The organism is Rhizobium lusitanum (assembly GCF_014189535.1).
In the GTDB taxonomy this organism is placed as follows: domain Bacteria; phylum Pseudomonadota; class Alphaproteobacteria; order Rhizobiales; family Rhizobiaceae; genus Rhizobium; species Rhizobium lusitanum_C.
The window spans coordinates 2,679,150-2,700,740 of the sequence record NZ_CP050308.1; the positions used below are offsets into that span (position 1 = coordinate 2,679,150).

Consider the following 21,591-nt stretch of genomic DNA (forward strand, 5'->3'; position numbering starts at 1 on the left):
CTGAGCGCACGAGGATCAATGACCCTGGTGCGGCGCCGGCTGCGAGGAACCGTTCGACGAATCCGAAGATGAACTGTCGCTCATGTCCATGCCCGGCATGGAATTGTCGCCATGCTGCATCGTGTGAGCCGCGGGAGCATCGGCTCTCACCGGTGTGACGTCCTCGTGACCTGCATCGCGGTTGTCATGGATCAGGCGCTCGCGGTTTTCCTGGCTGTCCTTGCCAGCACCGCCCTTGGCGTCGATATGCATCATTTCGCTCATGCACATCTTGCTCGGATCGGCGCACATGTTGAGGATGGCCTCGTAGAGATCCTTGTCGACGGCGTTGTAGTAGCGAACAGGCTCCCGTTCGCTCGGCTTGGCGAGCGCGAGGTACTCCGGACGGCCGAGCGCCGAGCCCTGGCTCTTGGCCTTCTCGACCCACTGGTCGAAATCGGCCTGGGAGAGACCATGGAACTTGAAGCGCATGTGCGAGAAGCCGGCGCCGCTATAGTTGGCGGACAGGCCCTGATATTCGCCCGGATGATTGATGACGGCGTGCAGCTTCGTCTCCATGCCCGGCATGGCATAGATCTGGCCGGCAAGCGCCGGGACAAAGAAGGAGTTCATCACCGCAGACGCCGTGATCTTGAAGTTGATCGGCGTATCGACCGGGGCGGCCAGTTCGTTGACCGTGGCAATGCCGAGATCGGGGTAGAAGAACAGCCATTTCCAGTCGAGCGCGACCACTTCGACGGTCAGCGGCTTGACGTTCTCGGCGATCGGCTTGTCGGCCGCGATGCGGTCGAGTGGTCGGTAAGGGTCCAGCTGGTGCGTGCTGATCCAGGTCACCGCGCCGAGCGCGATGATGATGGCCAGCGGCGCCGACCAGATCACCAGCTCGAGACGGGTCGAATGATGCCATTCGGGATCATAGGTCGCCGCCGTGTTCGACTGGCGATATTTCCAGGCGAAGAACAGCGTGAGGAAGATCACCGGTATGATGATGATCAGCATCAGGACGGTCGAGACGACGATAAGGTCGCGTTGCTGCACGGCGATGTCGCCGGAGGGAGCCATCACCACCAGGTTGCAGCCCGAAAGCAGCAAGAATAGCGGGAGGACAATTAAGCGGCTGAAAATCTTCGATAGTCTTACCACGTCTTAAAGCTCTTTTTGTTTCGACCCCACCGCAGCTAAAGGACGGAGGTCATGAACGATATGAGGTGTTTCGTCGCACCGCAGCAAGTTCGGGTGCAATGCGGTATCAAGCGGGACTCCCCTAACGGGAAAATCCTGAGAAATCCAGAAGGTTTTCCAACTGCCGGCTGCTTTTACTGCGGGCTAATATAGCCGGATCGGAGGAAATGGCTACCGATGACGGCGCGTCAACCCGGCATCGCGGCCGAGAAAGTCGAATTGGCCCGATTAAAAGGCTAATTTGCGAATTATTTCATGCCAGACACTTGATAAGTTCGCAAGTTTGATCAACCTTTTACTTGTACGCGAACTCGTGGAGGAGCTCGCGTTTCGAGAGGGAGGCTCTCACACATGGTCAGCGTTACGCATGAAGCATTAAACCCAACATCCGCAGGTTTTGAACGCGACGCCCGCAGCATGCATGCTGGCGAAACGGTCGCACCCGGTAATATTGCCATCGGCGTGATCATCGGTCGCACGTCCGAGTTTTTCGATTTCTTCGTTTATGCCATCGCATCGGTCCTGGTTTTCCCGAAGCTGATCTTCCCCTTCGTGGATCCCCTGCATGGCACATTGTTTTCCTTCCTGGTTTTCTCACTCGCCTTCATCGCCCGCCCGATCGGCTCTTTCATCTTCATGGCGATCGACCGGGCCTATGGCCGCGGCGTCAAGCTGACGATTGCGCTTTTCCTGCTCGGCGGTTCGACGGCGTCGATGAGCTTCCTACCCGGCTATACCGAGATCGGCGGCTACGCGATCCTTCTGCTCGCCATCTTCCGTATCGGCCAGGGTCTTGCGCTCGGCGGTGCCTGGGACGGCCTTGCCTCGCTGCTGGCGCTGAATGCGCCCAGCAACCATCGTGGCTGGTATGCGATGATCCCGCAGCTCGGCGCGCCGATCGGCTTCATGCTGGCAAGCGCGCTCTTTGCTTACTTCGTCATGAGTCTCACGACCGCCGATTTCGTCGATTGGGGCTGGCGCTATCCGTTCTTCTGCGCCTTCATGGTCAACGTCGTGGCGCTTTTTGCCCGCCTTCGTCTGGTCGCCACACCGGAATTCGGTGCGCTTCTGGAGCGCCACGAGCTGGAGCCGGTCAAGATGACGGAGCTTCTGCGCGTGCATGGCCGTGACGTGCTGATCGGTGCCTTCGTGCCGCTTGCAAGCTTCGCCACCTTCCATCTGGTCACGGTCTTCCCGCTGAGCTGGATGACGCTTTACAGTGACCAATCCCCCGGTTCGTTCCTGCTGGTGGAATTCGTTGGCGCGATCTGCGGTATCATTGCGATCATCTGTTCCGGCCTGCTGGCCGATCGCATCGGTCGGCGCAACCAGTTGGCCGTCGGTGCGGTGCTGATCGCCTGTTTTGCCTTCGTCGCGCCCTGGCTGCTTGATGGTGGCAGCACCGGCCGCCACATTTACGTGGTTCTCGGCTTCACGCTGCTCGGCCTTTCTTTCGGCCAGGCCGCCGGTGCCAGCGCCTCGCGCTTCAGCCGAAACTATCGCTATAGCGGTTCGGCTCTGACCTCGGATCTCTCCTGGCTGATCGGCGCTGGTTTTGCACCCTTCGTGGCGCTCAGCCTCTCCAGCCAGTTTGGCCTGGTCTATACCAGCCTCTACCTGCTCTCCGGCGTCGTCTGTACGCTTGTCGCGATCTTCTTCAGCAAGACGCTGGAAACGAAAGACACCTGAACAGGTTCTCCGGGACATCGAGAAAACCGCGGCGTAAAAGCGTCGCGGTTTTTTTGTGCAGGCCACCCCGATAGCATGACCGCGCTCACTCCCGAAAATCCGGCAAAATCATGGCTCGCGTTTCAAGCTTTTGTGATAGGAAGACGCGTGCGGAAACTTGAAAACAATAGTCAGGAAAAATATAGGCTATCGCACCACCGTTAAAGACGGGGTTTTCAAGCGAGAGGACGCCTATGACTTTTTCCTTCACCCATCTCACCAGCGCGCTGGCGCTGGCCGCTGGCCTCGCGGTTGCTCCGCTGATGGCAAATGCCGCCGAATCCGAAGGTATCGTCGTCTATAATGCCCAGCATGAGACGCTGACCCAGGCCTGGGCGGATGGCTTCACCAAGGAAACCGGCATCAAGGTGACGATCCGCAACGGCAGCGACATGCAGTTCGCCAACCAGATCGTCGAAGAAGGCGCCGCATCGCCCGCCGACGTCTATCTGACGGAAAATTCTCCGGGCATGACGCTGGTCGATGCCAACAAGCTCTTTGCCCCGGTTGATACCGCTACGCTGGCGCAGGTGCCGGAAAACTTTAAGGCGGTCGATGGCAACTGGGTCGGCGTCGCCGCCCGTTCCACGGTTTTCGCCTATGACAAGACCAAGCTGAAGGAAGCCGATCTGCCGAAGTCGATGCTCGACCTCGCCGATCCCAAGTGGAAGGGCCGTTGGGGCGCTTCGCCGGCCGGCGCCGATTTCCAGGCGATCGTCAGCGCGCTTCTCGAGCTGAAGGGCGAGGACGCCACCAAGGCCTGGCTGAAGGCCATGAAGGAAAACGCCACCCCGTACAAGGGCAACAGCGTTGCCATGAAGGCCGTCAATGCCGGTGAAATCGAGGGTGCGGTCATCTATCACTATTACTGGTTCGGCGATCAGGCGAAGACGGGCGAAAACAGCAAGAACGTCCTCCTGCATTACTTCAAGAACCAGGATCCGGGCGCGTTCGTCAGCATTTCCGGCGGCGGTGTTCTCGCCTCCAGCCAGCACCAGAAGGAAGCCCAGGCATTCCTGAAGTGGATCACCGGTAAGGGCGGCCAGGCCGTTCTGCGTGACGGCGATTCCTATGAATATGCCGTCGGCAACGGCGCTCAGTCGAACCCGAAGCTGGTGCCGCTCAATGATCTGCAGGCCCCGAAGGTCGAGCCTTCCAAGCTGAACAGCAAGAAGGTTACCGATCTGATGACGGAAGCCGGACTGATCTAAGCTCTTGCATCTGATCCACATGCCCTGCTACGGGCATGTGGATGGTCTTTTGGCCAATCCGATCCCGGCAATCGCCTTAAACGGCGGTTGCCTTCCTGTTTCAGGGCGTGAAAGGCAGCTGAGACTTGCTGCAGAAGAACACATATGCCGCGCCGGCCGGTCGGGCCGCTGTCATGCGAGCGCCTCCGCTGACGGCTGCGTCTCGCGGCCGTGTTCCGCACGCTTCCGTTATTGCCCTTGCATCCGTCGTAGCCCTTCTGAGCCTGGTGCCGCTCGGCTTCATCATCTGGATCACGGTTGATACCGGCTGGGCCCAAGTCGTCGCGCTTATCTTCCGCAATCGCGTCGGCGAATTGCTGGTCAATACCGTTCTTCTTGAAGTCTGCACCATCCCGCTTTGCATCCTGCTTGCCGTCACGCTCGCCTGGCTGACCGAGCGAACGGATATTCCCGGCGCCCGGTTATGGTCCTGGCTGGCGGTCGCGCCGCTTGCCGTTCCGGCTTTCGTGCACAGCTACGCCTGGGTCAGTCTGGTGCCCGGCATGCGTGGGCTGTCGAGCGGCGTACTCGTATCGGTGCTGGCCTACTATCCCTTCCTCTATCTGCCGGTCGCCGCGGCGCTCCGCCGCCTCGATCCGGCGATCGAGGATGCCGCCGCTTCGCTTGGCCTCAATCCCTGGCGCGTCTTCTTCCGGGCGATCCTGCCGCAGCTTCGCCTCGCCATCTGCGGCGGCTCGCTGCTGATCGGCCTGCATCTGCTGGCGGAATACGGTCTCTACGTGATGATCCGCTTCGATACGTTTTCGACCGCGATCGTCGATCAGTTCCAGTCCGCCTATAACAGCCCGGCTGCCAACATGCTCGGCGGCGTCCTGGTCTTCTGCTGCCTTCTGCTGCTCGGCATCGAAGTGCTGGTGCGCGGCAATGAGCGTTATGCCCGCGTCGGCTCCGGTGCCGCCCGCCCGGTGGACCGCCGGCGTCTCGGCTGGTTCGTCGTCCCGGCCGTCGCTCTTCCAGTGGTGGTGGCCGTGCTGACGCTCGGCGTGCCCTTCGTGACGCTGGCGCGCTGGCTTTACCTCGGCGGCACCGGCATCTGGCGGATGGAGACGGTTGGTAATGCGCTGTTGCAGACCATCGGCCTGGCGATTGCCGGCGGACTGCTTGCCACCGTCGCCGCCATTCCGATGGCCTGGCTCTCGGTGCGCGCGCCGGGTCGGTTGCAGCGCGTCCTCGAGGCCTGCCACTATTATGTCGGCTCGCTGCCGGGCGTTGTCGTTGCGCTGGCGCTGGTGTCGATCACGGTGCGGCTGATCCTGCCGCTCTACCAGACCTTCGCAACGCTGCTGCTTGCCTATGTCCTGTTGTTCCTGCCGCGCGCCATGGTGGGCTTGCGCGCCAGCATCGCCCAGGCCCCGGTCGAGCTCGAACGCGCCGCCATGGCGCTCGGCCGCACGCCGGCCCAGGCCGTGCGGCAGATCACCATGCGCCTTGCCGCTCCCGGCTTTGCCGCTAGTGTCGCGCTCGTCGCCCTGGGGATCACCAATGAATTGACGGCAACGCTGATGCTGTCGCCAAACGGCACGGTGACGCTGGCGACGAAATTCTGGTCGCTGACCAGCGAGATCGATTATGTCTCCGCCGCGCCCTACGCCTTCATGATGGTGGTACTTTCGCTGCCGCTCACCCTTCTCCTTTACGTACAATCCAAGCGGACGGCCGGACAATGACCTTTCTGGCGATCAAGACCATCAGCAAGCATTATGGCCCGGTGCACGCGCTTGATAACATCGACCTCACGGTCGCCCCCGGCAGCCGCACAGCCATCGTCGGCCCGTCCGGCTCCGGCAAGACGACGCTGCTGCGCATCATCGCCGGCTTCGAGACCCCCGATGCTGGCCAGGTGATGCTGGAGGGTGAGACGCTGGCGGATGGTCCGTCCGTCGTGCCAGCCCATCGCCGTGGCATCGGCATCGTGTCGCAGGATGGCGCCTTGTTTCCGCATCTGAGCGTGGCGGACAATATCAGCTTCGGCATGGAGCGCGGACGGCCGGATCGCACCCAGCAGATCAATGCGCTGATCGACATGGTGGAGCTCGATCGCAACATGCTCGATCGCCGCCCGCATCAGCTCTCCGGCGGCCAGCAGCAGCGCGTGGCGCTTGCCCGCGCGCTTGGCCGCAAGCCAAGGCTGATGCTGCTCGACGAACCCTTTTCCGCACTCGACACGGGTCTGCGCGAAAACATGCGCAAGGCCGTTGCACGCGTCCTGCAAATCGCCGGCATCACCACGATCCTGGTGACGCACGATCAGGCGGAAGCGCTATCCTTCGCCGATCAGGTCGCCGTTCTGCGCGACGGCAAGCTGGTGCAGGCCGGAACCCCGCAATCGCTCTATCTCCATCCCAGAGATCGCGAGACCGCGACCTTTCTCGGCGATGCCATCCTGCTGCCGGCAGACCTTGGCGACGGCTTTACCAATTGCGCGCTGGGGCGCATTCCGACCGACACCAACGGCCGGCAGGGGCGTGCCGACATCATGCTGCGGCCCGAACAACTGCAACTGAGCGTCCTCGATGATGCCGGCACAAGCGCCGCATGCGTCGGCAAGGTTACCGATGTCGAATTCGGCGGTGCCGTCTGCACGGTGACGGTCGTGCTTTCCCAGGCCAATGGCGCCGAGACGTTGAACATCAAAAGCTCCGGTGTCGGCTTGCCCGAGATCGGCAGCATGGTCTCCGTCACCGTCCTTGGCAAAGCACACGTCTTCGACAAGCCTGGCGCCTGAATTTCTTTTGGGTTGAAGCTACCAGCGCTTTAGGGAAGATAGGGTGAGGCCGCTTCCATGGCCGACGCCAAAGGAACCCCCATGTCTCATCCCGAGAAGATCTCCCAGGATCTCCCTTTCCTGACATCCCTTCGCCATAACCTGCATGCCCATCCGGAGTTGGGCTTCGAGGAGGAGCGCACCAGCGGCATCGTCGCGACATTGCTGGAGGAAGCCGGCATCACCGTGCATCGCGGCCTCGGCAAGACCGGCGTCGTCGGCACGCTGCAGGTCGGCAACGGCACCCGCCGCATCGGCCTTCGCGCCGACATGGATGCGCTTGCCATGCCGGAAAAGGGCAAAAGGCCTTACAAATCCACCATCCCCGGCAAGATGCATGCCTGCGGCCATGACGGCCACACGACGATGCTTTTGGGGGCAGCCCGGCAACTGGCGGCGACGCGCGGCTTTTCCGGCATCGTGCATTTCATCTTCCAGCCGGCCGAGGAAGGGCGTGGCGGTGCGAAACGCATGGTCGAGGAAGGGCTCTTCGATCTCTTCCCCTGCGATGCCGTCTACGGCCTGCACAATATGCCGGGTTTGGATGTCGACGAGATGGCGGTGGTCGAGGGACCGCAGCTTGCCTCCTCGGATAGCTGGCGCATCACCTTTCGCGGTACCGGCACCCACGGCGCCAAGCCGCATCTCGGCAAGGACCCGATCACGGCGGCAGCGACGTTCCTCTCCTCGTTGCAGACCATTATCGGCCGCGTCGTCGACCCGCTGCAGCCGGCCGTCGTCAGCGCTTGTTCGTTGCAGGCGGGCGACCCCAAGGCACTGAACGTCATCCCCGACACGGTCGAGATCGGCGGCACCGCGCGCGCCTATACGCCGGAAGTCCGCGATCAGCTCGAACAGGAGATTGGCCGGCTGGCGCAGGGCACGGCGGCGATGTACGGCATCGCGGTCGACTACCAGTTCGAGCGCCGCATCCCGCCGGTCGTCAACAATCCGGATGCGACCGCGCGGGCACTGAAAGCCGCGACTGCCGTTTTCGGCGAGAAGGTGCTGACGCGTTTCCCGCCTTCGACCGCCGGCGACGATTTCGCCTTCTTCGGCCAGAATGCTCCGGGCTGCTACGTCTGGCTGGGCAACGGCCCGGCCATCGATGGCGCGCTGCATCACAACACGGCGTATGATTTCAACGACGATGCGATTGCATCGGGCGTGGCGTTCTGGACGACGTTGGTGGAGCAGGAGTTGGAGTAGGCGAGGGTCTTTGATCTATCGGAGAACTTGAGGGTGCCGCACCTCTGATACCCCCCCTCTGTCACTGACGTGACATCTCCCCCACAAGGGTGGAGATCGTTGGGAGTTTGTCGCTGCCTCTTATTGGAGTGAAGACCTTGGTCTCAAGTGGACACATTGTTTGCTTGAGGCGAGAGCGTGCCACGGATTACCAATCTCCACCCTTGTGGGGGAGATGTCACGAAGTGACAGAGGGGGGTGTGCACCCTCCGCGAACGCGTAGTCGAGATCAGGCAAAGAACCTAAATCTCCCCAAGCACCGCCGTCTCCAACACCCGCCCCGTCACCACATCGGCAATCCCACGATCTGTCTGATGCGGGCCGACGTTACAAGCAAGCGTCGCGCCGAAGCAAGCCTTGAAGACGAGGTAGGGTGGTTGCCAGTCGACGATCCTGTCCATCGCCTCGCGAAGGGCGCTGAAGGTCAGGGCTGTCTCTTCAAGCGGCGCGTCGCTCACCAGGCCGGAAAGCGGCAGCGGCAGCACGATCTGGACCTTGCCGTCGCTGGCCACAGCCAGACCGCCGCCGGCCGCGATGACGGCGTTGGCGGCGAGCGTCATGTCCGTGACATTGCCGCCGAAGACCGTCAGATTGTGGCTGTCATGCGAGACGGTGGTGCAGAAGGCGCCGCGCCATTCGCCCCAGCCGGTGAGGAAGCCGACGCGTGGGCGTCCATCCGCCCTGCCATGGCGATGGGCGACGGCGATCATGGTGGTTCCAGCCGGCGGCACGACATATCCGTCCGCAACATCAGCTTCGATCTCGCCCCATTGCGTGAAGCGCGGCTGGTCGATCGTTGCAAGCCGGACGCGCTTGCCGCTGGCCGGTACATGGAAATCATCTTCGCCGAGCGGCGGGAGTTTGATCGAATCCTGTAGGGGCGCTGTATCGAGGTGTGCGACCGTGCCTGCGATCTTGCGAGCCTTAGCGACGATCTCGCCGTTGGCGATCACTTGCTTCGCCTTGAAAGCCCGGAGGTCTTCGAACAGCACGATGTCGGCGCGGCGGCCGGCGGCGATCAAGCCGAGGTCGTTGCGGCCGAGCCGGATGGCGGCATTCAGCGTCGCCGCCCGCAGAGCCCATTCCGGCTTGAGCCCGTCGCGCACCAGCCGGCGGACGACATCGTCGAGGCCGCCGTTGACATGCAGCTCGTCGGGGAAGACGTCGTCGGTGCAGAGCGTCACCGTCTGCGGCAGGAAACCGAGGTCGTTGATCACCTTGACGAATTGCTTCAGCAGATGGTCATGCGAGCCGCGCAGCTCGATAGTCAGGCCAGCGGAGAGTTTGGCGAGGAAATCGGCACCGGAGGTCAGCTCGTGGTCGGAGGAGATGCCGGCCGCCATGAAGGCGCTGAGGTCGGCGCCTTCCAGCCCACGGGCATGGCCGCAGACAAGCTTGCCGGATTGCAGCCCGGCATTGACGATGGCGCTGGCGCGCGAATCGCCGTCGATGACGCCGCGCATGGTCATGACCTCGGCAACGCCGCCGATCTCCGGCCAGGCGAGCATCTCGGCCATGGCGGAAGCGTCGAAATCCGCGCCCGCCAGTTCCAGGCCGGGAGCGGAGGGCACGCAGGATGGCGCCAGCGGGATCACCCGCAGCGGCAGCGGCCGGGTCGCCTCGACCGCCCAGCGCACACCATCAAGGCCATGCACATTGCCGAACTCATGCGGATCCCAGACGATGGTCGTGACCCCACGCGGCAACACGGCCTCGGTATAGAGGGCCGGCGTCACCATCGAGCTTTCGATGTGCATATGCGTGTCGATCAGGCCGGGCGAGAGGAAGCAGCCCGAGGCATCGATCGTCTCGGCCGTATCGGTGCGGCTACCCGGCACATGCACGCTTGCGATCAGCGGCCCGACGATACCGATATCGGCGGCGCGGATCTGGCCAGTCACCATGTCGATCAGGCGACCACCCACAATCAGCAGGTCGAAGGGCGCATCGCCGCGCGCCGCCGCAATCGCGCGGGCGCGCAGATCGGGTGCGTTCAGGTCGCCGGGCTCATGGGAATGCTGGATCATCGGCGTGCCTCGTTGATCATGGCGTCGAAGACGATCGCGCGCGCCCTGTCGGCGTCGATCTCGGCGGCGAAGTAGGCATTGAATTCCGCATGCGAAGCGCGTGTCTCGACGACGGTGCGCCCGCGTGTGTGCTGCCCCCACAGCTCGACATCGATCCGGGCATGCTGGAGGCGGGCGATGTCGGGGGCAACGAAGATGGCGGCGGCAGTCGGGTCGTAGATCGCCATGGCCGGCCGGCCGCGGCTGACGGCGATATTGACGTAGCCGCCGAGAAGATCGGCGAGCAGTTCGGCGTTCCTGCCACCAGCCTGGCGCACCCGCTCGACATCGTCGGGTCGCGCCAGCACCTTCCGGCAAATGTCGAGATCGATCATCCTAAGCGGCAGGCCATGGGCGAGAACGATGGCGAGCGCTTCCGGGTCGGCATAGGCGTTGAATTCGGCCGAGGCCGTGTGATTGCCTGAGGTTACACCGCCGCCCATCCATGTGAGCTCGTCGATACGCGCGGCAAGGTCGGGCCGGGCGAGCGCCAACGCGGCGATATTGGTGAGCGGACCGAGCGCCAGAATGCGCTTCGGCCCGGTGCCGTCAGTCAGCCAGGTACAGAGGGCGGTAAAGGCATCGCTGGCCGGCAGCTCATCCGCCTGAGGCAGGCTCTTGCCCGTGGTTGGTATGCCGCTTGCCCCGAGAATGCGCTGCGCCGTTTCCAGCTTGCAGAGCACCGGAAGTTCCCGGCCGGTGTGGATGGGGAATGTCCAGCCAAATGCGGCGGCGGCGCTGGCGGCATTGGCGCGCACCTGTGCCAGCGGCGCATTGCCGCTCACCAGCGAAACACCGTCGATCGTAAGGCTCGAATGCGCCACCACCAGAATGGCGGCGATATCGTCGAACCCCATGTCGGTATCGATCCAGATCCCCATCGCCGTGCCTGTCTGTTAAATTGAAAATGAGGGGGAGGGACGCTGTCGAAGGGACGCGCGACCGGGACCGCGCGTCTCCGTTCACTAGCTCAAGCGAGCGCATCGAGGATGCGGATCCAGGAGCGGATACCCTTGTGATAGGATCTGAGCTCGTATTTCTCGTTCGGCGAATGGATGCGGTCGTCCGCAAGGCCAAAGCCGACCATCAGGGATTCCATGCCGAGCATCTTCTGGAAGTCGCCGACGATCGGGATCGAGCCGCCCATGCCGATGACGATTGCCGGCTTCGGCCACTCGTTGGAAAGGGCATTTTTCGCCTTGGTTAGTACCGGCGAATCGTAGGACAGGTGGATGGCCGGCGAGCCGCCATGCTCATGGAATTCCACCGAGCAATCGGCCGGCACCTTCGAGCGGACATAGGCGCGGAAACTATCACGGATCGCTGCCGGGTTCTGCTGTCCGACGAGGCGGAAGGAAACCTTCGCCGAGGCCTTGGCGGCAATTACCGTCTTGAAGCCGGCGCCGGTATAGCCGCCCCAGATGCCGTTGACTTCGGCCGTCGGCCGCGCCCAGGTCAGCTCCAGCACCGAGCGGCCCTTTTCTCCCGCCGGGATCGACAGACCGATATCTCCGAGGAAATTCTCCGCCGAGCGGCCGAGTGTTTCCCAGGAGGCTTTGATATTGGCGGGTGTCTCCTCCACGCCGTCATAGAAGCCGGGAAGCGTGATGCGCCCGGTCTCGTCGTGCAGGCCGGCAAGGATATCGGAGAGGATATGGATCGGATTGGCGGCCGCGCCGCCATAGAGGCCGGAATGCAGGTCGCGGTCGGCGGCATTGATGGTGATTTCCTCGCCGACAAGGCCGCGCAGGGCGGCCGCGATTGCCGGGGTATCGCCATCCCACATGCCGGTATCGCAGACCAGCGCATAATCCGCCTTCAGCTCGGCGGCATTGGCTTCGAGGAAGGGCTTCAGCGACGGAGAGCCGGACTCCTCTTCACCCTCGAACAGGATGGTGATGCGGACCGGCAGCCCACCCTTGATCTCCTTGTAGGCGCGCACGGCCTCGACGAAGGTCATCAACTGGCCCTTGTCGTCCGAAGTGCCGCGCCCGACCAGGATCTTGCGGCCGTCGCCCATGTCCTTGATGGCGGGCGCGAAGGGATCGCTCTCCCAAAGCTCGATCGGATCGACCGGCTGCACGTCGTAATGACCATAGAACAGTACATGCGGCGCATCGGCGCTGGCAGCGTCATGATGGGCGACGACCATCGGATGGCCTGGCGTGTCGCGCACGGAAGCGGTGAAGCCGAGCGAAGTCAGATAGGCCGTGAGCCATTCCGCTGCCTTGCGGCACTCCGGCTTGAAGGCCGGATCGGTCGAAATGGACTGGATGCGCAGCAGCTCGAACAGATTGTCGAGGCTGGAGGTGAGGTTCTGATCCGCGCGGTCGAGAACGGGCGATACATCGGTCATATCCGACTCCTTACATGGAAATTGCTGGGACGATAGACCAAAGCCGAGCTGGTTTCGAGGCGGAAAGCCTCGAAAATTTCAGGCGTTTCGTCGCTACCCCGGAGGACCGCTAGAGATGCTTGGCGTTTTCGAGGATACGCCTGAAATATTCGAGCAGCAGTTCGCGCTCGAAGGTGCGGAAGCCTCGGAACATGTCCCTGTCCGCCGCGATCGCCGCCTCGACGGCCTCGGTCTGCATGGCGGTGGCCTTGCCCGTCAGGAAGATCAGCTGCGCGCGCTTGTCCGATGGATGCGGCCGGCGCTCCACCAGCCCGTCGCGCTCCATGCGCGACAGCGTATTGGCCATCGTCGCCTGTTCTATGTCGACGCGTTCCAGCAATTGCTTCTGCGTCAGCCCGTCTTCGGTCCACAATTCGAGAAGGATTGGGAACTGACCGGGGGAAAAGCCGAGCCGTGCCGCACGTTGTTGTAACGAGCGGGAAAATCCCTTTGCCATCTGATTGGCAAGGTAGGTCGCGGAGTCCGTCCGGTTAAATCCCATGATTGTAATTATGCCAGTATTCCGTGCCAAAACAATCGACAATTCGCGGGTGAGGTTCACCCGGAATCGGCCGGGTTACAAGGCTGTTTCGAGTTGGCCTCGGTAGGCTATGCGAGCGGATCAAACAGAAAAGCCGCCATGGCCTGGAGGGGCGCCATGGCGGCTCTGAAAAGGAGGACAAAGGCCCGGAGAGGGGGATAGGCCTTTGTCCAAGTCTGACATGGCGGGGGACAGGCCAGGTGTCAGACCCTCGGCGTAATCAATCGCCGGTGAATATGAAATGAGGTTCCAAATATGGTTTTTCAAGGGAATATGCAGATTGGATTGATTAAAACTTGGTAACGTTTCAGTGAGAGATTTGGCCTGTCCGCGCGTCGCCTGACGGAACTTTATATGGACGTTGGAAGTGCTCCACGCTATCCATGCTTCCATGAAAAAAGGTGATCATCTCTTCCTCGTCGACGGCTCCGGATTCATTTTCCGGGCCTTCCATGCCCTACCGCCGCTGACGCGCAAGTCCGATGGAGTGCCGGTCGGCGCCGTCTCCGGTTTCTGCAACATGTTGTGGAAGCTTTTGACCTCGGCGCGCGATACTTCGGTCGGCGTGACGCCGACGCATTTCGCCGTCATCTTCGACTATTCGTCGAAGACCTTCCGCAAGGAAATCTACGACGCCTACAAGGCAAACCGCTCGGCGCCGCCGGAAGAGCTGATCCCGCAATTCGGGCTCATTCGCCAGGCGACCCGCGCCTTCAACCTGCCCTGCATCGAGACTGACGGCTTCGAGGCCGACGATATCATCGCCACCTATGCCCGCCAGGCCGAGGCGACCGGTGCCGATGTCACCATCATCTCCTCCGACAAGGATCTGATGCAGCTCGTCACCTCCATGGTCCACATGTATGACAGCATGAAAGACAAGCAGATCGGCATTTCCGACGTCATCGAGAAATGGGGCGTGCCGCCGGAAAAGATGATCGATCTGCAGGCCCTGACCGGCGATTCGGTCGACAACGTGCCGGGCATCCCGGGCATCGGCCCGAAGACGGCAGCGCTGCTTCTGGAGGAGTTTGGCGATCTCGATACGCTGCTCGCCTGCGCCGGCGAGATCAAGCAGGAGAAGCGCCGCGAAAACATCATCGCCAACGCCGATCTGGCCCGGGTTTCCCGGCAGCTGGTGACGCTCAGAACCGATGTGCCGCTGGACCTGCCGCTCGACGCGCTGGTGCTCGAGCCGCAGGACGGCCCGAAACTGGTCGGCTTCCTGAAGGCGATGGAATTCACCTCGCTGACGCGCCGCGTTGCGGACGCCTGTGATTGCGATCCGGCAGCGATCGAGCCGTCCGACGTCAAGGTCGAGTGGGGCGACACTGCCCATGGCCCTGATCTCGATGCCGGAGACAATGCCGAGCTCGTTGCCGGTGAAACTGTCGCGGCCGAGGGTGTTTCCGTTCCTGCGCCGGCCGTCAAGCCGCGCGTAGGTGTCGAGGGGCTGACCGAACCGTCCGACCTCGCCAAGGCACGCGCGGCAGGCTTTGCCACCGCACCGATCGACCATTCGAAATATGTCACCATCCGCGATGTCGCCACCCTCGACCGGTGGATCGCGGATGCGCGTGAAACCGGCATCGTCGCCTTCGATACCGAGACGACGTCGCTTGATGTCATGCAGGCCGAAATCGTCGGCTTTTCGCTGGCGATTGCCGACAACAAGAATGATCCCACGGGCGCTTCCATCCGCGCCGCCTACGTCCCGCTCAACCACAAGAACGGCGTCGGCGACCTGCTCGGTGGTGGGCTTGCCGACAATCAGATCCCGCTGCGCGATGCCCTGCCTCGATTGAAGGCGCTGCTGGAGGACACTTCCGTCCTCAAGATCGCGCAGAACCTGAAATACGACTATCTGCTGATGAAGCGCTACGGCATCGAGACCAAGGCCTTCGACGACACGATGCTGCTTTCCTACGTGCTCGATGGCGGCGCCAACGCCACGCATGGCATGGACAGCCTATCGGAGCGCTGGCTCGGCCACAAGCCGATCGCCTACAAGGACGTCGCCGGCAGCGGCAAGTCCAACATCACCTTCGATCTCGTCGATATCGACCGCGCCACGGCCTATGCCGCCGAAGACGCCGACGTGACGCTGCGCCTCTGGCAGGTGCTGAAGCCACGGCTGGCGGCCGAAAAGCTTGCGACCGTCTATGAGCGTCTGGAGCGGCCGCTGGTGCCGGTCCTCGCCCATATGGAAGAGCGAGGGATCACCATCGACCGGCAGATCCTGTCGCGCCTTTCCGGCGAACTGGCGCAGGGCGCCGCACGGCTGGAAGACGAGATCTATACGCTGGCCGGCGAGCGCTTCAACATCGGCTCGCCCAAGCAGCTCGGCGATATTCTCTTTGGCAAGATGGGCCTTGCCGGAGGCAGCAAGACCAAGACCGGGCAATGGTCGACCTCGGCGCAGGTGCTGGAAGACCTGGCGGCGGCCGGCTTGGAATTGCCGCGCAAGATCGTCGACTGGCGCCAGCTCACCAAGCTGAAATCCACCTATACCGACGCGCTTCCGGGTTATGTCCACCCTCAGACCAAGCGCGTCCACACCTCCTATTCGATGGCCTCGACCACGACCGGACGGCTGTCCTCCTCTGAGCCGAACCTGCAGAATATTCCGGTTCGCACGACCGAAGGCCGCAAGATCCGCACTGCCTTCATCTCGACAGCAGGCCACAAGCTGATCTCGGCCGACTACAGCCAGATCGAACTGCGCGTGCTGGCGCATGTCGCCAATATTCCGCAACTCGAGCAGGCCTTCGCCGATGGCGTCGATATTCACGCCATGACGGCCTCGGAAATGTTCGGCGTGCCGATCGAGGGCATGCCGAGCGAAGTGCGTCGCCGCGCCAAGGCGATCAACTTCGGCATCATCTACGGCATTTCCGCCTTCGGCCTTGCCAACCAGCTGTCGATCGAGCGCTCGGAAGCCGGCGACTACATCAAGAAATATTTCGAGCGCTTCCCCGGCATTCGCGACTACATGGAAAGCACCAAGGCGACTGCCCGCGACAAAGGCTATGTCGAAACCATCTTCGGCCGCCGCGTCCATTTTCCGGAAATTAAGTCGTCCAATCCCTCCGTGCGCGCCTTTAACGAACGCGCCTCGATCAATGCGCCGATCCAGGGCTCGGCCGCCGACGTCATCCGTCGTGCCATGATCAAGATGGAGCCGGCGCTGTCGGAGGCCGGCCTCGGCGATCGCGTCCGCATGCTGCTGCAGGTGCACGACGAATTGATCTTCGAAGTCGAGGACGCCGATGTCGAGCGCTCAACGCCGGTCATCGTCTCGGTCATGGAAAACGCCGCCATGCCGGCGGTCAACATGTCCGTGCCGCTGAAGGTCGACGCGCGGGCGGCGAACAATTGGGATGAGGCGCACTGAGCGCCTTATCTCAAGCTGATTCCTATCGTCTTATAAGCGCTTCCAGCTCCGCGATGATCACACCGCCTGCCTCTTCCAGCGTGCCGCTATTGTCGATGTCGGTGACATCGCAGCTGCCCCGGACGGTGAGGGAGCCACGGTCCAGCCGTTTCAGCACATCTTCGCGGCTTTCGCGGCCGCGCGCCATCAGCCGTTCGGCCAGCACGTCGCGCCGCGCAGTGACATTGATGACCTTCAGCCTCGGAAAGGCGGCCTGGAAACGGTCGAGCACCGAGCGAGAACCGTTGGCGACGACGAGGTGGCCACGAACGAGTTCATCCTCGACATCGGCAGGAATGCCGTATTTCAGGCCATGCGCGTGCCAGGAGACGGCAAAGTCGTCGGCTCGTTCCATGGCGTCGAAATCGGCGTCGGAGACGCTTTTGTGATCCTCGTTGCCGGCGTCGCCGTCGCGGGTGATGACGCGGCGGACGAAATGAATGTCAGGCCGGCCGGCAAAATGCCGGGCGGCGAGATTCATCAGCGTATCCTTGCCGGCGCCGCTCGGGCCAACGACGACGACCATAACGCCGGCCGTATTTGCCGTCAGATCCTTAGTCGGCTCTGTCTTGGCGTCGAGCGTCATGCCACACGCCGTCCTTCCCGCCAGACCGAGCGCGTCACCGGCACGCCATGATCGCGGCGGACGCGCACGAGATCGGCGCGCAGGCCCAGGGCGATGCGGCCGCGATCGTCGAGGCTGACGGTCTTGGCCGGCGTCGCCGTCACCATGGCAATGGCCTTCGGCAGCGAGATACCCTCGACCTCGTCGGCGAGGATGAAGGGCGCATGTAGCAGGCTGAGCGGCACGTAATCTGAGGACAGCACGTCGAGCACGCCGAGCTCTGCGAGATCGCGGGCGGCGATGTTGCCCGAATGCGACTTGCCGCGCACGATGTTCGGCGCACCCATCAGCACGCTCATGCCGGCGCCATGCGAAGCCTTGGCGGCGTCGATGCTGGTCGGGAATTCCGCCAGCCGCACGCCATAATTGATCGCCTCGTCGACATGGGCAAGCGTTGCGTCGTCATGGCTGGCGATGGTGATGCCGCGCTCATTGCAGACCTTCGAAATGGCATCGCGGTGCGGCTTGGCGTATTTGGCCGATTCGCCCTGGCGCTTGGCGACAAAAACGGCAAAGGCCTCGTCGCTCAGGCCGCGCTTCTTCTGATAGTAGAAGATATACTGATCCATGGTCTGGAACTGGCGCTGGCCCGGCGCGTGGTCCATCAGCGAGACCAGGCGGACATAGGGATCCCTCTCGAAGTCATGGAAATGCTCGAGAACGTTGTCCGAGGAGACTTCGCAGCGCAGGTGGATCAGATGGTCCGCGCGCAGTCGGTCTTCGCGTTGCGCCGCCTGGATGGCGTCGGCCATGTCGCGCATCTCGCCATGTTCGAAGCCGCCATCCTCGTCGGAGCCCATGCGGAGGCAGTCGAATACGGTGGTAATGCCGGAGGTGACGATCTGGGCGTCATGCGCCTGGATGGCCGCCGTCTTGTTCCAGCGCACGCCGGGGCGGGGCGAATAGTGGGATTCCAGATGGTCCGTATGCAGCTCGACCAGACCGGGGATCAGGTAATCGCCCTCGAAATCCTCACCGATATCGGACTTGCCTTCGGAAATATCGGCAATCCGCCCGTCGCGGATCAGCACAGAACCCTCAAGGATCTTGTCTTCGAGGACGATGCGGGCGTTGGAGAGGACGGTTTCTTTGGTCATGTCATGTCTTTCACTTTTGGGCGTCGGCAAGCGGCAGCCAGGAACGGACGGTAAAGGGTGCGCCGCGTTCTTCTTCGACGAAGACGGCGAGGCCGGAAATGTCGAGCGGCTTGCCGATATGGTCGGCGAAACGATCCCGCAGCAGGTCATGAATGCCGGCCTGTTGCTCCGCCGCGACCTTGCCGGTCAATGTCATATGGAACCGGAATTCATCGTTCACGTAGGGATAGCCCCAGCGCAGCAGGTTTGCACGCTCCGCCTCGCTCAATCCTTCCGGCTTGCGCCGCGCGATATCGGCTTCGGAAAGGGCGGCGCGTAGTGGCTCAAAGGTCTTGACGACGCGGGCGGCGAAATCCTGGAGCGTCGGATAGACGGCCCCCGGAACGAGCGCGAAGAACTGGCCAAGCTGTCCGAGCACGAGCTCGGGAATGGCAAAGGCCGGCGTGCGAGCGGCAAAATCGGCGGCTACGTCGAGAAGGTCGCGTTCCGTGACCGAGCTTGCCAGCTCGAAGGGCGCCTTCAGAGTGGCGTGAAAGCCGTAGCGGCGCGGATCGGCGGTGACCTCGGCATGGTTCTCGGGCACGACGCCGATCGCCTTGTCCGAAAAGATTTCATTCGAAAAAGCATCGCGGCCGAGCCAGCGGGCGGCAAGCGCCGTCAGGGGATCGGTTTTCGGTGGCGTAAAATAGAGAGCGTAGCGCAAGGCTATAGTCCTTGGAAAAATCGGCTGCGCGAGACACTGTTGGGTGATTTGCGCCAAACCGCAAGAGAGGCAAGACGGTATCGAATCGAATCCGGCTAAACCCGGTGCGCCCGATCTTATCCTGCCAGGGCCTCCGCTAAAGGATTCCCGTGACAAAATGATGATGAAGTGCGGTCTTTTCTTGCCTTTTTTATCTGTTTTGCGTGCCCATCAAGCGCGTCCGCAGTGCATTGGACGCGGCGTCGAACAGGAAGACGACGATCAGGATCAGCAGCACCATATAGGCGACGTTTTCCCAGTTGGCGTTGGTGCGCATCGCTTCCCATAGCTTCAGGCCGATGCCGCCGGCGCCGACCGCGCCGATGATGGTAGCGCCGCGCACGTTGGATTCCCACTGATAGAGTGTCTGGCTGACGATGACGGGGACGATCTGCGGAATGATGCCGTAGCGATGCACGAGGATGGTCGATGAGCCCGTGGACTTCACGCCCTCGCGCGGCTTGTTGTCGATATTCTCGAGGCCCTCGGAATAGAGCTTACCGAGCGTCCCGGTCTCCGTCAGGAAGATCGCGCCGCTGCCGGCAAGCGGGCCAGGCCCGAAGGCGCGGGTCAGGAACAATGCCCAGATCAGCATGTCGACCGAGCGCAGGAAGTCGAAGAAGCGTTTCAGCACCTGATTGAGCAGCCGGTTCGGGGTGATGTTGCGCGCCGCCAGGAACGCCAGGGGAAAGCCGACGACAGAACCCAGCAGCGTGCCGAGAAAGGCCATGACGATGGTCTGGAACAGCTTGGTCCAGACATCGCCGTGCTGCCAGGCGCCGTTGTTCCAGACATTATCGAAGGCCAGCGACAGGTTTGATTCTTCGGGATTGAGCCGGGGTCCGGAGACGATCAGGCTGACGACCTCGCTTGCCGGCTTGTCGAAGAAGGGCGAGTGCGTGTCGAAGACGAAATTCGCCCAGCCGATGAAGCGCTTGCGGATTTTCACGCGGTCGGTGGAAATGCTGACATTGCCGGCAAAGCCCATATCGGCGAGGATGTTGTCATCATAAACGGTCATCCAGGCGGGAACCGGCTCTGAGCCGATCACCTTTGGCACGTCGCCCGTGATGTCGATCGGGATGGTGACGCCATGTGCTGTCAGGATCGCCTGTGTCTTGGTGATCGTCACGGCCCGGCTGGTGCCGCTGACCGATACGGTCAGGCTGCCATCGGGGTTGTTTGTCACCCAATCCGGGTGCGGATTATCGCCCAGCGGCGAAAAGCGCGGATATTTGATACTGATCGTGTCGCCGGAGATGCGGAATTCCGGCTGCACGTCGTAGCTGACCCATTCGCTCAGATAGATGCCGACGCGTTCCCAATGAGCCTCGGTGATGACTTTCGGCAGGTCGAAGAACCAGACGGCGTAGAAGCCATAGAGGATCACGCCGATGAAGATCATCAGTGCTCCGAAGCGCTGGCGGAAGGATCGATGCAGGATCTCCGGATAGCGTGCTTCGATATCCTGCATGCGGCTGGCGTCGATAACGGACATGGGCGACCTCAATGCTGCAGAAAGAAGGCATGCTCGCCGACGAGACGGCGACGGAGCCATGCGGAAAATTGATCGACGGCGACGATGGTGATGAAGAGCAGCAGCACGAGCGCCACCGTCTTGGCGCCAAAGCCGCGCGAGATCGAAAGCTTCAGCTCTTCGCCGATGCCGCCGCCACCGACGGCGCCGATGATGGTCGAGGCGCGGACGTTGATTTCCAGGCGCAGCAGCGCATAGGACATGAAATTCGGCATCACTTGCGGCAGGGCACCGAAGCGGACGCGCTCCGTCCAGCTGGCGCCGACCGCTTTCATGCCCTCGTCCGGCTTCATGTCGATATTTTCGACGACTTCATAGAAAAGTTTGCCGAGCGCGCCGATCGTATGCAGGCCGACGGCGATGATGGCGGCGATCGGGCCGATCGACAGGATCGCCGAAAACAGCCCGGCAATGACGATCTCTGGGAAGGCGCGCAGGAATTCCATGATGCGCTTCGTCACCAGCCGCACCGGATTGGATGGCGACATGTTGCGGGCGGCAAAGAAGCTGAGGGGCAGAGCGACGACGAAGCCGATGATGGTCGAGACCAGCGCGACGTTGATCGTGATGATCATCAGCTCGAAATATTCGGGAATGTAGAAATTGCCCCAGACATAGACGCGGCCGAGCGGGAAATTGAACTCCTCGCCGCCGACGCCGTTTGCGCCGTTCGGGCTTGGAAGATCGAAGAGCGCGCGATAGACGTCGCTCCAATCCTTCGGGATGAGCCAGCTCAGGAAGTCGAAGAGATGTGGCAGGCGGTCGAAGAAATGGCCGGCATTGCTCTCGTCGGCGAAGCGGACGGAGCTGACGAAGGCGATGAACAGGATCGCGAGGCCAAGCCCGGTATAGAGACGGCGTCGGGCCACCATGCGGCTCCAGGCGTCGCCGATCTCCCTGGCGGTCTGGGGCGCGGTCTGCATCTGTGGCTGGGTATCGGCAATCGTCATGAAAAATACCGC

16 protein-coding genes are annotated in these 21,591 nt (G+C 62.3%); 6 read left to right on the forward strand and 10 right to left on the reverse strand.

Translation table 11 applies throughout. The features are described 5' to 3' along the window. Nucleotides 1-15: 15 nt before the first annotated feature. Nucleotides 16-1,143, reverse strand: a complete 1,128-nt coding sequence (gene cyoA / locus HB780_RS26605) for a ubiquinol oxidase subunit II (protein ID WP_183690577.1) — start codon at nucleotides 1,141-1,143, stop codon at nucleotides 16-18. Nucleotides 1,144-1,533: 390 nt separating this feature from the next. On the opposite strand from cyoA, the gene HB780_RS26610 reads away from it, so the two are divergent. From HB780_RS26610 to HB780_RS26630, 5 genes are all read left to right on the forward strand, one after another. Further along, entirely contained in the window at nucleotides 1,534-2,871 is a 1,338-nt protein-coding gene (locus HB780_RS26610; protein WP_183690579.1) for an MFS transporter, read from the forward strand. Nucleotides 2,872-3,104: 233 nt separating this feature from the next. Beyond that, nucleotides 3,105-4,121 carry an iron ABC transporter substrate-binding protein gene (locus HB780_RS26615; RefSeq protein ID WP_183690581.1) on the forward strand — a complete coding sequence of 339 codons (1,017 nt, stop codon included), beginning with the start codon at nucleotides 3,105-3,107 and terminating at the stop codon, nucleotides 4,119-4,121. A gap of 173 nt (nucleotides 4,122-4,294) precedes the next feature. Continuing rightward, a complete protein-coding gene (locus tag HB780_RS26620) occupies nucleotides 4,295-5,848 on the forward strand; it encodes an ABC transporter permease (protein ID WP_183697507.1) in 1,554 nt (517 codons plus the stop codon). Next, nucleotides 5,845-6,906 (forward strand): ABC transporter ATP-binding protein, encoded by a 1,062-nt coding sequence (locus tag HB780_RS26625; protein ID WP_183690583.1) that lies wholly within the window; start codon nucleotides 5,845-5,847, stop codon nucleotides 6,904-6,906. The genes HB780_RS26620 and HB780_RS26625 overlap by 4 nt, the downstream gene beginning before the upstream one ends. An 81-nt stretch (nucleotides 6,907-6,987) precedes the next feature. Beyond that, complete coding sequence (locus HB780_RS26630) at nucleotides 6,988-8,154, forward strand: M20 aminoacylase family protein (protein WP_183690585.1); 1,167 nt, start codon at nucleotides 6,988-6,990, stop codon at nucleotides 8,152-8,154. A gap of 281 nt (nucleotides 8,155-8,435) precedes the next feature. On the opposite strand, the gene HB780_RS26635 is transcribed toward HB780_RS26630, so the two are convergent. The 4 genes from HB780_RS26635 to HB780_RS26650 all read right to left on the reverse strand — a co-directional run bounded on the left by HB780_RS26635 (nucleotide 8,436) and on the right by HB780_RS26650 (nucleotide 13,156). Next, nucleotides 8,436-10,220 carry an adenine deaminase gene (locus tag HB780_RS26635; protein WP_183690587.1) on the reverse strand — a complete coding sequence of 595 codons (1,785 nt, stop codon included), beginning with the start codon at nucleotides 10,218-10,220 and terminating at the stop codon, nucleotides 8,436-8,438. After that, nucleotides 10,217-11,140 carry a nucleoside hydrolase gene (locus HB780_RS26640; RefSeq protein ID WP_183690589.1) on the reverse strand — a complete coding sequence of 308 codons (924 nt, stop codon included), beginning with the start codon at nucleotides 11,138-11,140 and terminating at the stop codon, nucleotides 10,217-10,219. The genes HB780_RS26635 and HB780_RS26640 overlap by 4 nt, the downstream gene beginning before the upstream one ends. An 89-nt stretch (nucleotides 11,141-11,229) precedes the next feature. Then, nucleotides 11,230-12,615, reverse strand: coding sequence for a M20/M25/M40 family metallo-hydrolase (locus tag HB780_RS26645; protein WP_183690591.1), 1,386 nt, complete (start codon nucleotides 12,613-12,615; stop codon nucleotides 11,230-11,232). Nucleotides 12,616-12,724: 109 nt separating this feature from the next. Beyond that, nucleotides 12,725-13,156 (reverse strand): MarR family winged helix-turn-helix transcriptional regulator, encoded by a 432-nt coding sequence (locus HB780_RS26650; protein WP_183690593.1) that lies wholly within the window; start codon nucleotides 13,154-13,156, stop codon nucleotides 12,725-12,727. A 430-nt stretch (nucleotides 13,157-13,586) separates the two neighbouring features. Between HB780_RS26650 and polA the strand changes: the two genes are divergently transcribed. Continuing rightward, the gene (gene polA, locus HB780_RS26655) at nucleotides 13,587-16,589 is read left to right on the forward strand and encodes a DNA polymerase I (RefSeq protein ID WP_183690595.1); all 3,003 of its coding nucleotides are present in this window, start codon (nucleotides 13,587-13,589) and stop codon (nucleotides 16,587-16,589) included. A 22-nt stretch (nucleotides 16,590-16,611) separates the two neighbouring features. Here polA and phnN read toward each other — a convergent pair whose 3' ends face one another. The 5 genes from phnN to phnE (HB780_RS26680) form a co-directional block, all read right to left on the reverse strand. Beyond that, nucleotides 16,612-17,214, reverse strand: coding sequence for a phosphonate metabolism protein/1,5-bisphosphokinase (PRPP-forming) PhnN (gene phnN, locus HB780_RS26660; protein WP_183690597.1), 603 nt, complete (start codon nucleotides 17,212-17,214; stop codon nucleotides 16,612-16,614). Further along, complete coding sequence (locus HB780_RS26665) at nucleotides 17,211-18,350, reverse strand: alpha-D-ribose 1-methylphosphonate 5-triphosphate diphosphatase (RefSeq protein ID WP_183690599.1); 1,140 nt, start codon at nucleotides 18,348-18,350, stop codon at nucleotides 17,211-17,213. Before HB780_RS26665 ends, phnN begins: the two co-directional genes overlap by 4 nt. Nucleotides 18,351-18,360: 10 nt before the next feature. Beyond that, on the reverse strand, nucleotides 18,361-19,053 hold the full coding sequence (locus HB780_RS26670) for a DUF1045 domain-containing protein (RefSeq protein ID WP_183690601.1): 693 nt from the start codon (nucleotides 19,051-19,053) through the stop codon (nucleotides 18,361-18,363). A gap of 190 nt (nucleotides 19,054-19,243) precedes the next feature. After that, the gene (gene phnE, locus HB780_RS26675) at nucleotides 19,244-20,590 is read right to left on the reverse strand and encodes a phosphonate ABC transporter, permease protein PhnE (RefSeq protein WP_183690603.1); all 1,347 of its coding nucleotides are present in this window, start codon (nucleotides 20,588-20,590) and stop codon (nucleotides 19,244-19,246) included. Nucleotides 20,591-20,598: 8 nt separating this feature from the next. Further along, entirely contained in the window at nucleotides 20,599-21,579 is a 981-nt protein-coding gene (gene phnE, locus HB780_RS26680) for a phosphonate ABC transporter, permease protein PhnE (RefSeq protein ID WP_183690605.1), read from the reverse strand. Nucleotides 21,580-21,591 lie beyond the last annotated feature (12 nt).

What these genes read in the sequence shown, in the direction of transcription:
- polA (WP_183690595.1), top strand. Translation starts at nt 13,587, where the DNA reads ATGAAAAAAGGTGATCATCTCTTCCTCGTCGACGGCTCCGGATTCATT.
- HB780_RS26640 (WP_183690589.1), bottom strand. Translation starts at nt 11,140, where the DNA reads ATGGGGATCTGGATCGATACCGACATGGGGTTCGACGATATCGCCGCC.
- phnE (WP_183690605.1), bottom strand. Translation starts at nt 21,579, where the DNA reads ATGACGATTGCCGATACCCAGCCACAGATGCAGACCGCGCCCCAGACC.
- HB780_RS26625 (WP_183690583.1), top strand. Translation starts at nt 5,845, where the DNA reads ATGACCTTTCTGGCGATCAAGACCATCAGCAAGCATTATGGCCCGGTG.
- HB780_RS26620 (WP_183697507.1), top strand. Translation starts at nt 4,295, where the DNA reads ATGCGAGCGCCTCCGCTGACGGCTGCGTCTCGCGGCCGTGTTCCGCAC.
- HB780_RS26615 (WP_183690581.1), top strand. Translation starts at nt 3,105, where the DNA reads ATGACTTTTTCCTTCACCCATCTCACCAGCGCGCTGGCGCTGGCCGCT.
- HB780_RS26635 (WP_183690587.1), bottom strand. Translation starts at nt 10,220, where the DNA reads ATGATCCAGCATTCCCATGAGCCCGGCGACCTGAACGCACCCGATCTG.
- HB780_RS26610 (WP_183690579.1), top strand. Translation starts at nt 1,534, where the DNA reads ATGGTCAGCGTTACGCATGAAGCATTAAACCCAACATCCGCAGGTTTT.
- HB780_RS26665 (WP_183690599.1), bottom strand. Translation starts at nt 18,350, where the DNA reads ATGACCAAAGAAACCGTCCTCTCCAACGCCCGCATCGTCCTCGAAGAC.
- HB780_RS26630 (WP_183690585.1), top strand. Translation starts at nt 6,988, where the DNA reads ATGTCTCATCCCGAGAAGATCTCCCAGGATCTCCCTTTCCTGACATCC.
- phnN (WP_183690597.1), bottom strand. Translation starts at nt 17,214, where the DNA reads ATGACGCTCGACGCCAAGACAGAGCCGACTAAGGATCTGACGGCAAAT.
- phnE (WP_183690603.1), bottom strand. Translation starts at nt 20,590, where the DNA reads ATGTCCGTTATCGACGCCAGCCGCATGCAGGATATCGAAGCACGCTAT.
- HB780_RS26645 (WP_183690591.1), bottom strand. Translation starts at nt 12,615, where the DNA reads ATGACCGATGTATCGCCCGTTCTCGACCGCGCGGATCAGAACCTCACC.
- HB780_RS26650 (WP_183690593.1), bottom strand. Translation starts at nt 13,156, where the DNA reads ATGGGATTTAACCGGACGGACTCCGCGACCTACCTTGCCAATCAGATG.